At 62.8% G+C, this 12,349-nt stretch carries 12 protein-coding genes; 7 read left to right on the top strand and 5 right to left on the bottom strand.

From position 1 onward, the window contains the following. Positions 1-3 precede the first annotated feature (3 nt). The 4 genes from ybgF (at position 4) to AB6Q56_RS19905 (ending at position 4,188) form a co-directional block, all read left to right on the top strand. Positions 4-741, top strand: a complete 738-nt coding sequence (gene ybgF / locus AB6Q56_RS19890; RefSeq protein WP_434514756.1) for a tol-pal system protein YbgF — start codon at positions 4-6, stop codon at positions 739-741. After that, positions 742-1,380, top strand: coding sequence for a 7-carboxy-7-deazaguanine synthase QueE (queE, locus tag AB6Q56_RS19895; RefSeq protein WP_434514757.1), 639 nt, complete (start codon positions 742-744; stop codon positions 1,378-1,380). It begins immediately after the preceding gene. Between the two features lie 16 nt (positions 1,381-1,396). Continuing rightward, positions 1,397-1,759 (top strand): PilZ domain-containing protein, encoded by a 363-nt coding sequence (locus AB6Q56_RS19900; RefSeq protein ID WP_434514758.1) that lies wholly within the window; start codon positions 1,397-1,399, stop codon positions 1,757-1,759. Positions 1,760-2,010: 251 nt separating this feature from the next. Continuing rightward, a complete protein-coding gene (locus tag AB6Q56_RS19905) occupies positions 2,011-4,188 on the top strand; it encodes a sensor domain-containing protein (RefSeq protein WP_434514759.1) in 2,178 nt (725 codons plus the stop codon). Positions 4,189-4,226: 38 nt separating this feature from the next. On the opposite strand, the gene AB6Q56_RS19910 is transcribed toward AB6Q56_RS19905, so the two are convergent. Genes AB6Q56_RS19910 through AB6Q56_RS19925 form a run of 4 tightly spaced genes read right to left on the bottom strand, consistent with a single transcriptional unit; the run spans position 4,227 to position 7,614 of the window. Next, complete coding sequence (locus AB6Q56_RS19910) at positions 4,227-4,937, bottom strand: ABC transporter ATP-binding protein (RefSeq protein WP_434514760.1); 711 nt, start codon at positions 4,935-4,937, stop codon at positions 4,227-4,229. Continuing rightward, positions 4,934-5,689 carry an ABC transporter ATP-binding protein gene (locus tag AB6Q56_RS19915; RefSeq protein WP_434514761.1) on the bottom strand — a complete coding sequence of 252 codons (756 nt, stop codon included), beginning with the start codon at positions 5,687-5,689 and terminating at the stop codon, positions 4,934-4,936. Before AB6Q56_RS19915 ends, AB6Q56_RS19910 begins: the two co-directional genes overlap by 4 nt. Beyond that, entirely contained in the window at positions 5,682-6,641 is a 960-nt protein-coding gene (locus AB6Q56_RS19920) for a branched-chain amino acid ABC transporter permease (protein ID WP_434514762.1), read from the bottom strand. The genes AB6Q56_RS19915 and AB6Q56_RS19920 overlap by 8 nt, the downstream gene beginning before the upstream one ends. Positions 6,642-6,699: 58 nt before the next feature. After that, positions 6,700-7,614 carry a branched-chain amino acid ABC transporter permease gene (locus tag AB6Q56_RS19925; RefSeq protein WP_434514763.1) on the bottom strand — a complete coding sequence of 305 codons (915 nt, stop codon included), beginning with the start codon at positions 7,612-7,614 and terminating at the stop codon, positions 6,700-6,702. A gap of 201 nt (positions 7,615-7,815) precedes the next feature. Here AB6Q56_RS19925 and AB6Q56_RS19930 point away from each other — a divergent pair, with 201 nt between their 5' ends. Beyond that, positions 7,816-9,828 (top strand): TonB-dependent receptor plug domain-containing protein, encoded by a 2,013-nt coding sequence (locus AB6Q56_RS19930; protein WP_434514764.1) that lies wholly within the window; start codon positions 7,816-7,818, stop codon positions 9,826-9,828. Between the two features lie 10 nt (positions 9,829-9,838). After that, positions 9,839-10,366, top strand: coding sequence for a YfiR family protein (locus tag AB6Q56_RS19935; RefSeq protein WP_434514765.1), 528 nt, complete (start codon positions 9,839-9,841; stop codon positions 10,364-10,366). Positions 10,367-10,405: 39 nt separating this feature from the next. Here the strand turns inward: AB6Q56_RS19935 and AB6Q56_RS19940 are convergent, their stop codons facing one another. Continuing rightward, on the bottom strand, positions 10,406-11,572 hold the full coding sequence (locus AB6Q56_RS19940; protein ID WP_434514766.1) for an ABC transporter substrate-binding protein: 1,167 nt from the start codon (positions 11,570-11,572) through the stop codon (positions 10,406-10,408). Between the two features lie 99 nt (positions 11,573-11,671). On the opposite strand from AB6Q56_RS19940, the gene queC reads away from it, so the two are divergent. Next, complete coding sequence (gene queC, locus AB6Q56_RS19945; protein WP_434514767.1) at positions 11,672-12,349, top strand: 7-cyano-7-deazaguanine synthase QueC; 678 nt, start codon at positions 11,672-11,674, stop codon at positions 12,347-12,349.

Here is a 12,349-nt window from a genome sequence, read left to right on the forward strand (position 1 = left end):
GCCATGCGCCCGGTTCGAATCGCCCTTCTGATTGCCGCCCTGGGTGCTGCACAAGCCCAGGCCGGCGTCTTCGATGACGACGAAGCGCGTCGCCAGATTTCCGATCTGCGCATCAAGACCGAGGCGCGATTCGACCAGCAGGCCAAGGCCCAGTTGGATCTGTCCGCGCAGATCCAGCGCCAGGCCGAAGAGATCGCCCGCTTGCGCGGGCAGATCGAAACCTTGAACTACGAGCTGGAAACGGCCAAGAAACGCCAGCAGGATTTTTACCTCGATCTAGATACGCGTCTGCGCAAGTTCGAGACCCCGGTTGCTGCTGCCGGAGCCGATCCGGCGGCCGCAACGCCGGCCAAGCCGGTTGGCGATCCGGTCAAGGAGGGGCAGGAGTACGAAGCTGCCCTGAACCAGTTCAAGGCCGCCAAGTACAAGGAGGCGGCAGCGGGATTCGGCGCCTTCGTGCAGAAGTATCCGGATAGCCAGCTGGCGCCCAATGCCCAGTACTGGCTGGGCAATGCCTGGTATGCACAGCGCGACTGCAAGCGCGCCATCGAGGCACAGAGCGTGGTGACCACCAAGTATGCCGACAGTGCGAAGGCCCCTGATGCCTGGCTGGCGATGGCTACTTGCCAGCAAGAAATGGGGGGCGCAGGCGCCGCCCGGCGCTCGCTGGAAACCCTGGTCGCCAAATACCCGAGTGCTCCGGCCGCCGAGGCGGCCCGCGAAAGACTGAAGAAGAAGTAATTGGCGTTGCGCATCACCGAAATTTTCTATTCGCTGCAGGGTGAGGCGTCACGCGTCGGCCTGCCGACCGTTTTCGTCCGCCTGACTGGTTGTCCCTTGCGCTGTACTTGGTGCGATACCACCTACAGCTTTACCGGCGGCGAGGCGGCGACCATTGAATCCGTGCTGGCCGAGGTGGGCAAGTATCCGGCCCGGCAAGTCTGCGTGACCGGTGGCGAGCCATTGTCTCAGAAGGAATGCCTGCCGCTGCTGAGTGCCCTGTGCGATGCGGGTTACGACGTGTCGCTGGAAACGTCCGGTGCGCTCGATGTGGCCGGTGTCGATCCGCGCGTGTCGCGCATCATGGACCTCAAGGCGCCGGGCTCCGGCGAGGTCGAGCGTAACCTGTGGAGCAACCTGGATTGCCTGAATGCCCGCGATGAGATCAAGGTGGTCATCGCCTCGCGCGACGACTACGAATGGGCGCGTGAGGCGATTCGTCAGCGCCATCTCGACCGTCTGTGCCCGGTTCTGCTCTCGCCTGCCCAGGGCCTGCTCGAAGCCCGGTCGCTGGCGGAGTGGATTCTCGCCGACGGCCTGAATGTGCGGTTCCAGCTGCAACTGCACAAGCTGCTTTGGGGTAACATGCAGGGAAAGTAAAACGACGGAGGCAAGCTTGAACCAGAATCGTCGCCGGTTTTCCCGCATCCCTTTTCACTGTGAAGCCAGGCTGTTCCTGCCGGATGGCGAGCATGTCGTCGAGGTGCTCGATCTCTCGCTGCAGGGGGCGTTGATTTCGCCGACCACCCCGATGTACGTAACCGTCGGCAGCCAGGGAACGTTGAAAATCCGTCTCGATGATCTCGGTGCCGGTATTCGCATGGATGTAGCCGTCGTGCATCACGTTGCCAGCTATTACGGGCTGCTATGCCGCGAGATCGACCTGGACAGTGTGACGCACCTGCGTCGTCTGGTTGAGTTGAATCTCGGCGACGAGAAACTCGCCGAACGCGAGTTTGCACTGTTGACGAACGGATAATTTTCGCCACTGAGTGTGAAATAACCGGCGAAACCTGGCTCGGGGCTTGCTACCCTGCTGTCATTGTGTTCATAATCTTCCCATAATATTGCCGCAGCCCGCGCTGGGCGGGGCTCAGAGGCAGGAGCTTGGGGAGGATGTATGGTTGCACGAGGTACTTCATTTCGTGCGGCAGGTTCGCCGCCGGAAAGCCGTCTGTTGGCCGGGTGCTGGCCATGACTTCCTTGCCCGTACCCCCGGAGCCATGCGGATTGAACGGGCCATGGCAGCAGACCGGTCTGCTGCAACCCCAACTCTGTGCCTTCCAGCAAGCCATTTTCGAGCATGCCGGACGTGCAATTGTCCTGACCGATACGCAGGGGATGATCCTCTATTTCAACCCGGAGGCCCAGAAAATGCTGGGTTACACATGGGAGGAGGTCGTTTGCCGGGAAACACCCCTGATTTTTCACCTGGCCGAAGAGGTCTGCGAGCGTGCCCGGGGCTTGTCGCATCCGCCCGGTACGGCAGCGCCCGAGGGTTTTTCCGTTTTCGTGGCGGGGCTCGGTCCGGACAGGCCGGCTATCGAAGCCGACTGGACCTATGTCCGAAAGGATGGCTCGAGTTTTCCCGTCAGTCTGTGCATCAGCCTGTTGCGCGACGCGTGTGGAAATGTACTTGGTTATCTCGGGATCGCCACGGACATCTCCGAGCGCCACCGTCATGAGCAGGATTTGCGGATTGCGGCGATTGCATTCGAATCGCAAGCGGCGATCATGGTCACCAACGCTGAGCAGCGCATCCTCCAAGTTAACCAGGCCTTTTCAAAACTGACAGGCTATCCGGCCGAAGAGGCGATCGGTGCCACGCCCAGCATACTCAAGTCCGGTCGACAGGATGCCGCGTTCTATACCGAAATGTGGCGCATGCTCGCCGAGACGGGGCATTGGCAGGGGGAAATCTGGAACCGCCGCAAGAGTGGAGAAATTTTTCCGGAATGGCTGACGATCACCAGCGTACGCGACGTCGGGGGCACGGTGACCCACTTCGTTAGTACCTTTTCGGATATCAGCAACCTGAAGGTCGCCGAGTCGGAGATTCATCACCTGGCCTATTACGATCCGCTGACTGCCATGCCGAATCGTCGCATGCTGCTCAATCGGCTGGAGAAATCGTGCCTTGCCAGCAAACGCGATGGGCATTACGGGGCGCTGCTGATGATCGATCTCGATCACTTCAAGACGCTGAACGATACGCTGGGCCACGACGTTGGCGACCGCCTGCTGACCGAGGTCGCCAACCGCTTGACGGCATGCATACGCGAAGGAGACACGGCGGCCCGCCTGGGCGGCGACGAATTCGTGGTCATGCTCGAAAACCTGGGCAGCGATACCGAGGGAGCCGCACTCCAGGCCGAGGCTGTTGCCGAGAAGGCTCGTTTTGAGTTGGCGCGCCCCTATCTGCTGAGCGGCGATACCGAGTATTTCCGTTCGGCGAGCATCGGGATCAGTCTCTATCGAGGCTGCGAAAAAACCGTCGATGTGTTGCTCAAGCAGGCGGATATTGCGCTGTACAAGTCCAAGGATGCCGGCCGTAACGCGATCCGCTTTTTTGACAACGCGATGCAGGTCGCGCTGGACGAACGGGCTGCGCTGGAATCGGGCCTACGCCGGGCCTTGTCGCGAAATGAGTTCGTGCTCTATCTGCAGCCGCAGGTCAATGCGGCAAGCCGCCTGGTCGGCGTCGAGGTTCTGCTGCGCTGGAAGCCTCCGGGGCAGGCGACGGTTCCGCCGGCCGATTTTATCCCGCTGGCCGAAGACACCGGCCTGATCGTTCCGATCGGCCTGTGTGTTCTTGACCAGGCTTGTGCGGAACTGCGCCGCTGGGCTGAGGATCCGGCGACCGCGAGCCTGACCATGGCGGTCAATGTCAGCGCTCGTCAGTTCCGCCAGGGTGATTTCGTCAGTCAGGTCGGCGACGCCCTGTCGCGATACAGGGTCAATCCGGGGTTGCTCAAGCTCGAACTGACCGAGAGTCTGCTGCTCGATAAGGTCGACGATGTCGTCGCCAAGATGCAGGCGCTGCGCCGCATGGGCGTGCGTTTTTCACTCGACGATTTCGGTACCGGTTATGCCTCGCTGTCCTACCTGAAGCGTTTTCCGTTCGAGCAGCTCAAGGTCGATCGTTCCTTCATCAGCGACATCATGCGCAACAGCGACGACGCCGGCATCGTGCGGGCTATCCTGGCAATGGGCAATACGCTGCGCCTGAACGTTGTTGCGGAGGGCGTGGAGGACACCGAACAGCATGCCTATCTGGTCCGGCACGGGTGTGCCCTCTTTCAGGGCTATCTGTTCGGCAAGCCGATGTCCTGCGCCGAGTTTCGCCAGACCCTGGGCGGCTATCGTGGAACGGCACCAGCGGCCTCGTTCGATGACTGGATGATCTAGCGCGCTGCTCAGTTGTTGGTGCGGCAGACTACGAGACTTCAGATGCCCAAGTAGCGGTGCCAGATGCCGTGGTCGGCACCGAGGGCGCCTGAACTGCCCTGCCAGACGACTTGTCCGCGCTCGACGATGGTGTGGTGATCGGCCAGTTCGATCAGTTTCTCGACGTATTTGTCGACCACGAGGACACTCTGCCCCTCGCTGCGCAGGCGGGCCAGGCAAGCCCATATTTCGTCACGGATCAGCGGCGCGAGGCCTTCCGTGGCCTCGTCGAGGATCAGCAGCCGCGGATTGGTGACCAAGGCCCGGCCAATGGCCAGCATCTGCTGTTCGCCGCCGGAGAGTTGATTGCCCAGGTTTTTCCGGCGTTCCACCAGGCGCGGAAACAGGGCGTAGACGCGGGCCGGCGTCCACGCTTCGGGATTACCGTGGCGATTGGCGAAGAAAGCCACCAGATGCTCGTCGACGGTCAGGTTGGGGAAGCACTGGCGGCCTTCCGGCACCAGGGCGATACCGGCGCGGCCGATGCGGTCGGGGCGCCAACCGGCGATTTCCTCGCCGGCAAAGCGGATGCTCCCGGCCTTCACCGGTTCCAGCCCGCAGATGGCGCGCAATGTCGTCGTCTTGCCCATGCCGTTGCGGCCGAGCAGCGTGCTGGCCTCGCCCTGCGCCATGCTCAGATTGACACCGAACAGTACCTGGCTTGCCCCGTAGGCGACTTCCAGTCCGGAGATTTCCAGCAGGGTGCTCACAGATGGTCTCCCAGGTAGGCGCGGCGCACGGCGGCGTCGTTGCGGACGTCTTCCGGCGTACCGGTGCAGATCAGCTGGCCGTTCACCAATACCGAGATGCGGTCGGCCAGCCGGAAAACGGCGGCCATGTCGTGCTCGACGAGCAGAATGGTGACGTGGCGGGCCAGATGCTCGATCAGTTCGACCATGCGTGCCGATTCCTCGGGGCCGGTGCCGGCCATCGGTTCGTCGAGCAGCAGCAGTTTGGGCCGGGTGGCCAGCGCCATGGCCAGTTCGAGCGCCCGCTGTTCCCCGTGCGACAGCATGCCGGCAGGCGTCGTAGCCTTGCCCGCCAGGCCAACCTGTTCGAGATAGACCTGCGCGTCATCGAAGAGGGCGGTCTCCGTGCCGACGGGGCGCCAGAAACGGAAGCTGCTGCCGGCGTCGGCGCGTCCCTGGACGGCCAGCGCGACGTTATCGTGCGCGGAGAGGCCGGGGAAGATGTTGGTGATCTGGTAGGAGCGCGCCATGCCGGCGCTTACCCGGCGGTGCATGGACAAGGTCGTTACGTCGCGCCCGGCAAAGCGGATGCGGCCGCTGTCCGGTTGCAGCGCGCCGGAAATGTGGTGGATGAAGGTCGTCTTGCCGGCGCCGTTCGGACCGATCAAGGCATGGACCTCGCCGGCGCTGACGTTGAAATCGACTTCCTTCAACGCATCGACCGCGCCAAAGCGGCGCGACAGCCGGCTAACCTCCAGCAGGGCTTCAGTCATGGCTGGTACCCCGTGTCCCCCCGAACAGGGCGGCAACTCCCCGGGGGGCGAAGAGCACGACCGCGAGTAGCAACAGGCCGAGCGCGATGTGCCAGTGCGCCGTGAAGCCGACCAGCGTTTCTTCCAGTATCAGCAGCACCGCAGCCCCGACCACCCCGCCATACAGGTAGCCGACGCCGCCGATGATGACCATGACGAGCAGGGTGCCGGATTGCGTCCATTGCAGCAGGTTGGGGCTGGCCAGCCCGGTCAGGTTGGCGAGCAGCGCCCCGGCCAGCCCGGCGACCATGCCGCCGAGAACGAAGGCGACGAGGCGGAAGCGGAATACCGGGTAACCGAGCGCCTCCATGCGCGTTTCGTTCTCGCGAATGGCTTGCAGGGTACGTCCGAAGCGGGCATCGACGAGCCGGCCGAAGAAAAGCATGGCGACGACCAGCGCACCGAGGGCGGCATAGTACAGGGCATCGTCGGCAGCCAGGGGCCATCCACCCAGGGTCATCCGGCCGTTCAGCGGCAACCCGTCGTCGCCGCCCCAACTGCGTGCCGAAACAAACAGGTAGTACGCCATCTGGGCGAAAGCGAGCGTGATCATGATGAAATAGACGCCCCGGGTGCGCAGGCTGATGGCGCCGACGACGAGGGCGAACAGGCCGGCGACGCCCATGGCGAGCGGGAAGGCGATCAAGGCTTCGTTGATCCCCGCTTGTTGGCAAATCGCGGCAACATAGGCACCGGCCCCCAGGAAGGCGGCATGCCCAAGGGAGACCATGCCGCCGAAACCGAGCACCAAGTTGAGGCTGGAGGCGGCCAGCGCGAAGATCAGCACGCGGCTGGCGAAGCCGATGTAGAACGTCTGGTCGAGCGCCGTGAGAACGCTTGGCAAGGCGAGGGCCGCGAGCAGCAAGGCCAAGGACAGCGGTTTCTGCCAGGGGGCTGGGCGGTAGAAAGCCATTCAGGTGATCCTTGGCACGAATGCCGCCGGGTGCAGGCGCGGAGCGGAAGACATGGTTTCAGGCCCGTGCCGGGAAAAGGCCTTGCGGCTTGAAGAAGAGGATGGCGGCCATCAGCAGGTAAATGAGGATGGAAGCCAGCGCCGGACCGAGCGTTGACGCTGCATCCGCCGGCAGCAGGGCGCGCAGCAGGCTGGGCAGCAGCGCGCGGCCGAGCGTGTCGACGGTGCCGACGATCAGGCTGCCGACCAGCGCGCCACGGATTGAGCCGATGCCGCCGATGATGATGACGACGAAGGCGAGAATCAGCACGCTTTCGCCCATGCCGACCTGCACGGCAAGCAGCGGCCCGAGCAGCCCGCCAGCCAGGGCGCACAGGGCCGCGCCGAAGACGAAGACAGCCGTGAACAGCGCCCGCACGTTGATGCCCAGCGCCTCGGTCATCTCCCGGTTGGCGGCGCCGGCGCGTACCCACATGCCGATCCGGCTCCTGGCCACCAGCAGGTAGAGCAGGAGGGCGACCGCCATGCCGAAGGCGATGATGAGCAGGCGGTAGGCGGGGTAGAAAAAGCCGCCGATCTCGACCGGTCCGGCCAGCGCCTCGGGCGGATTGAGCAGCAGGGCAGCCGGGCCCCAGATGACCCGGACCGCTTCGTTGGCGATCAGGATCAGGGCGAAGGTGGCGAGCACCTGCGACAGGTGGTCGCGCTGGTAGAGGCGGCGGAACAGCGTCAGTTCGAGCAGCAGGCCGAGTACGGCCGCACCGGCTACCCCGACGCCGAGCCCGATCCAGAACGAATCGGCAGCCTGGGTGGCTGCGGCGACGAAGTAGGCGCCCACCATGTACAGCGATCCGTGGGCCAGGTTGATGCAGTCCATGATGCCGAAAACCAGCGTCAATCCGGCGGCGAGCAGGAACAGCATGAGGCCGAACTGGAGGCCGTTGAGAGTCTGTTCGAGGATGAGCTGGAGCATGCGTGATGGGGCGGCAGTGGGTGGCGCGGGCTTCCGGCCGGGATGGGGCGAGATTATCCGGCAAAAACGAGCGGGCGAAGCAAGGTTTGTAATTTTGGATGGCGAGGGGATGGGTGGATTGTTTTGGCATAAGTTTCCAAAATGATAAAATTGACACCGCGACTGTTGTGTGTTTCCATGCGCGCTACTTGAGGGGGAGTCATGAGGTTCCGCGTGCTGAAATCGGTGTTCGTCTGGATCGGCTTGCAGATGGTCGCCGGGCTGACATGCGCCGAAACCGCACGCGACCTGTCGACGACGCCGTTCGAGCAACTGGTGCAGCAGGAGGTCGTGCCGGCCTCGCGGCTTGCCCAGCAGATCAGCGATTCGCCCTCGGCCGTCGCCATCGTCACGGCAGACGACATCCGGGCCTACGGCTACCGTACGCTGGCCGACGTGATCAACGGCATGCGCGGCCTGTACACCACCTACGACTACCGCTATCAATACATGGGCGGGCGCAGCTTCGGTGTACCGGGTGACTACGCTGGCCGCATCATGCTGATGATCGACGGTTATGCGACGCAGGACAGCCTCTTCAACCAGGCCTATATCGACAACTCCGGCCTGATCGATCTCGATCTGGTCGAGCGGGTCGAATATGTCCCGGGTACCGGTTCGGTGACCTACGGCAGCAATGCGATGCTCGGCATCATCAACATCGTCACGCGCCAAGGCCGCTCGTTCAATGGCACGCAGGTGGCGGGCGAAGTTTTCAGTCACGGCGGCAGGAAGGAGCGGCTGACCTATGGCAAACGCTTCGAAAACGGCGCCGATGTGCTGTTCTCGGTGTCGGCCCTCGACGTCAATGGCCGGAATCGCTATTTCCCAGCCTACGATTCACCATCGACCAATAACGGCATCGCCGAAGCCAGGGACTGGGAGCGCAACCAGCGCCTGTTCGGAAAATTCTCGTATCAGGGCCTGACGCTCGAAGGGGCTTATGTCGACCGCAACAAGGCGGTGCCGACCAATCCCAGTTACTACACGGCGTTCAATTCGCTGTTTGCGATCCGCGATGAAAACGCCTTCCTGAATGCCCGCTACGAAACCGATCTGGGTCTGAGCCTCTATTCCTCGACGCGTTTTTACTACGGTCAGTATGTCTATGACACTTTCCGGGAATTTGCCGACGATAGCGATGGCGAAAAATACGGGCAGCGTCGTTTTGAAGGGAAATGGTGGGGGCTGGACCAGAAATTTGTTGGCAACTGGTTCCAGGATCATGCTCTCGTCTTCGGTGTCGAGTATCGCAACGATTTTCGCCAGAATTTTCACTGGCGTTATCTTTCGGCTGCGCACGAGACCGTGCGCACGGTGCAGGAGGACTACGCCAGACGCACGATCAGCCTGTATTTGACCGACGAGATACGCCTCAGCGACCAGTGGTCGCTCAATATAGGCGCCCGCTACGACGATGCCAGCGATCTGGCGCCCACCTGGAGCCCGCGCCTGGCGGCCATTTATCGACCCACCGCCGGGACGACATGGAAGGCTTCGTACAGTGAAGCCTTCCGCATGCCGAATGCCAACGATCGCTCGACCTACGGGGTGATGGCAGCGCCGGAATATGTGGCGGCCAGCGAACTGGTCTTCCAGCACGAATTCACCCCGCGCATGCGCTTCACCGGCTCGTTGTATCGCTACAAGCGGAGCCGGCAACTGGTGTACAACGCCGTAGTTGACGATTACCTGCCGGAAGGCTCCAGCACCAGCCGGGGGCTAGAGGTCGAGTTGGAGCGTTCGTGGGAAAGCGGAGTCCGGGTCCGCGGCAGCATGGCCTGGCAGGATGCGAGCAATGTGCAGGGCGCGCAACTGGCCAACTCGCCGCATGTGCTGGGTAAGCTCAACCTGACTTTTCCGGTGCTGGCCGATCAGTGGCGGGTCGGTTTCGAGGGGCAGTACCTGGGAGCGCGCCTGGCACTGGTTCAGGAGGAAATGGGCGGCACCGTTCCCGATCAGAAACGGTTGGGGGCGATGGCCTTGGCCAATCTGACGTTGTCCAGCCAGCGCACGTGGTACGGTTTTTCGGCCTCGTTCAGCATCCGCAACCTGTTCGACAGGCGCTACGAAGCGGTTTCGCCTTTTGACTGGCGCCCGGCCAGCGATATCCCGCAGGAAACCCTGCGCATGGACGGCCGGACCTACTGGTTCCAGCTGCGCTGCGATTTCTGAGGCGACAGCCATGCGGATATTCTTCCTCCTCGCCTCATTCTGGCTCGCCGGGACCGTGCTGGCCGATTCTCCGGGTGAGCGGACAGACCCGGTGGCCGAGGCCGATATGAAGGCCGCCTACATCTATAACTTCGGCGCGTTTACGGAATGGCCGGAGTCGAACCGGATCAGCTTCAATATCTGTGTCCTGGGTGACGACAAGATCGGCCGTTCGCTGAAGCGTTACGAAGGCAAGCTGATCAGCAACCGGCGGGTGGTCGTGGCGCGTCTCTCGTCGCTGGCGGCCATTGCCGATTGCCAGCTCCTTTTCATTGGCGATTCCGAGGTGCACAACCTGGGGCGTATTGCCCATGAACTGGGCCATCAGCCGGTATTGACCGTGACCGATGCCCCGGTCCTACCGCAGGTTGGGGTGGTCATCTCGCTGGTCGGGCAACGCCTCGCCTTCGAGGTCAATCTGGACTACTGCAAGCGCGCCAATCTGAAGCCGCAATCGAATCTGCTGCGCCTGGCAAAAAGCATCCGCAAGAGCGACTAGCCGCCCCGGGCCTCACCCGGGGCCTGCCGTCGCCAAGGCTCACTTCATCTTGCACTGGCCGACATAGGCGTCGGCGTGGTTGGCGAAGATGGTGCCCATGGTCTTGTTGGTGATGCGACCGCTGGCATCCTTGCCGATGGCGCGCAGATAGTAGTTCTGCACCGGGTAGTGGTTGGCGTTGAACTTGAAGTCGCCGCGCACGGACTTGAAGCGCTTGGCTTCCAGCACCTTCTGCAGTGCCTTCTTGTCGTCGACATTGCCCTTCACGTCGCGCACGGCGGCGTCCATCATCAGGGCGGCATCGTAGCCTTGCGAGGCGTAGAGCGACGGCAGGCGCCCGTATTCCTTCTGGAAATCGGCGACGAAGCGCTTGTTCTCGGCGTTGTCCATGTCGTGCGCCCAGTGCGACGAGTTGAACATGCCAAGCATGGAGCCGCCGACGGCCTTGATCACGTCCTCGTCGGCCGAGAAGCCGGGGGCGAAGAGTTGCGTGTCGCGCGACAGACCGGCCGAGACGAACTGTTTGACGAAGTTGATGCCCATGCCGCCCGGCAGGAAGAAGAACAGCGCATCCGGCTTCAGGCTGCGGATCTGCGCCAGTTCGGCGGCATAGTCGAGCTGGCCGAGCTTGGTGTAGATCTCTTCGGAAACCTGGCCCTTGTAGTAGCGCTTAAAGCCGGATACCGCGTCCTTGCCGCCCGGATAGTTCGGGGTGACGATCACGACGTTCTTGTAGCCCTTGTCCTGTACTACCTTGCCGACGGCTTCATGCAGGTTGTCGTTCTGCCAGGCGACGTTGAAGAAGAACGGGTTGCATTGCTCACCGGCATATTGCGACGGGCCGGCGTTGGCCGAGATGTAGAAGGTCTGGTTCTGGAAGACGGCCGGACCGACGGCGAGCATGATGTTGGAGAAGACGATGCCGGTCATGAAATCGACCTTGTCCTTCTTCAGCATCTTGTCGGCGGCCTGCTTGGCGATGTCCGGGTTCTGCTGGTCGTCGGCGACGATCACTTCGGCCGGCAGGTTGCCCAGCTTGCCGTTGAGGTGCTTCATGCCGAGCTGGAAACCGTCGCGGATATCGACGCCGAGGCCAGCGCCGGGGCCGGACAGGGTGGATACCAGGCCGACCTTGATCTTGTCGGCGGCGTGGACGGAACCGGCAAGCAGCAAGGCGGCGGCGAGAGCGGTCAGGCGGGGCATCATCGGAATCTCCGGGCTAGTGGGCTAAAGCGGGAAATTGTAGCGCAGGAACAAACAGATACCGTCGCGGTCCATGGGCATTTTCGGGTATATTCGCGCCCCATGATGAAGCCAGCCGTCGTACTCCTTTCCGGTGGACTCGATTCCGCCACTTGCCTTGCCATCGCCCGTTCGCAGGGCTTTGATTGTTATTGCCTCTCCTTCGACTACGGCCAGCGCCACAACGCCGAGCTGAAGGCGGCCGAGCGGGTCGTCCAGGCGCTGGGCGCCCGCGAGCACCGCGTCGTCAATTTCGGCATCGCCCAGTTCGGCGGCTCGGCGCTGACCGATACCTCGATCGCCGTGCCGACCGGCGGCGTGCAGCCGGGCATTCCGGTCACCTACGTGCCGGCCCGCAACACCATCATGCTGTCGCTGGCGCTCGCCTGGGCCGAAGTGCTGGGCAGCGACGACATCTTCGTCGGCGTCAATGCAGTCGATTACTCGGGTTACCCCGACTGCCGGCCGGAATACATCGCCGCTTTCGAAAAGATGGCCAACCTGGCCACCAAATCTGGCGTCGAAGGCCATAAATTGTCCATTCATGCCCCCCTGATCAACCTCTCCAAGGCCGAGATCATCCGTGCCGGAGCGGCGCTCGGTATCGATTACGGCCTGACCGTGTCGTGCTACCAGGCTGACAGCGAAGGCCGCGCCTGCGGCGCTTGCGATTCCTGCCGGCTGCGTGCCGAAGGCTTTGCTGCGGCAGGCATTCCGGACCCCACCCAGTACCGTTGCTGA

Origin of the sequence: Dechloromonas sp. ARDL1 (assembly GCF_051122455.1) — a bacterium.
Taxonomy (GTDB): Bacteria; Pseudomonadota; Gammaproteobacteria; order Burkholderiales; family Rhodocyclaceae; genus Azonexus.

Bases quoted from the DNA above. Each gene is read 5' to 3' on its own strand.
- ybgF (WP_434514756.1), top strand. From the start codon at position 4: ATGCGCCCGGTTCGAATCGCCCTTCTGATTGCCGCCCTGGGTGCTGCA.
- AB6Q56_RS19935 (WP_434514765.1), top strand. From the start codon at position 9,839: ATGCGGATATTCTTCCTCCTCGCCTCATTCTGGCTCGCCGGGACCGTG.
- AB6Q56_RS19915 (WP_434514761.1), bottom strand. From the start codon at position 5,689: ATGACTGAAGCCCTGCTGGAGGTTAGCCGGCTGTCGCGCCGCTTTGGC.
- AB6Q56_RS19920 (WP_434514762.1), bottom strand. From the start codon at position 6,641: ATGGCTTTCTACCGCCCAGCCCCCTGGCAGAAACCGCTGTCCTTGGCC.
- AB6Q56_RS19925 (WP_434514763.1), bottom strand. From the start codon at position 7,614: ATGCTCCAGCTCATCCTCGAACAGACTCTCAACGGCCTCCAGTTCGGC.
- queC (WP_434514767.1), top strand. From the start codon at position 11,672: ATGATGAAGCCAGCCGTCGTACTCCTTTCCGGTGGACTCGATTCCGCC.
- AB6Q56_RS19930 (WP_434514764.1), top strand. From the start codon at position 7,816: ATGAGGTTCCGCGTGCTGAAATCGGTGTTCGTCTGGATCGGCTTGCAG.
- AB6Q56_RS19940 (WP_434514766.1), bottom strand. From the start codon at position 11,572: ATGATGCCCCGCCTGACCGCTCTCGCCGCCGCCTTGCTGCTTGCCGGT.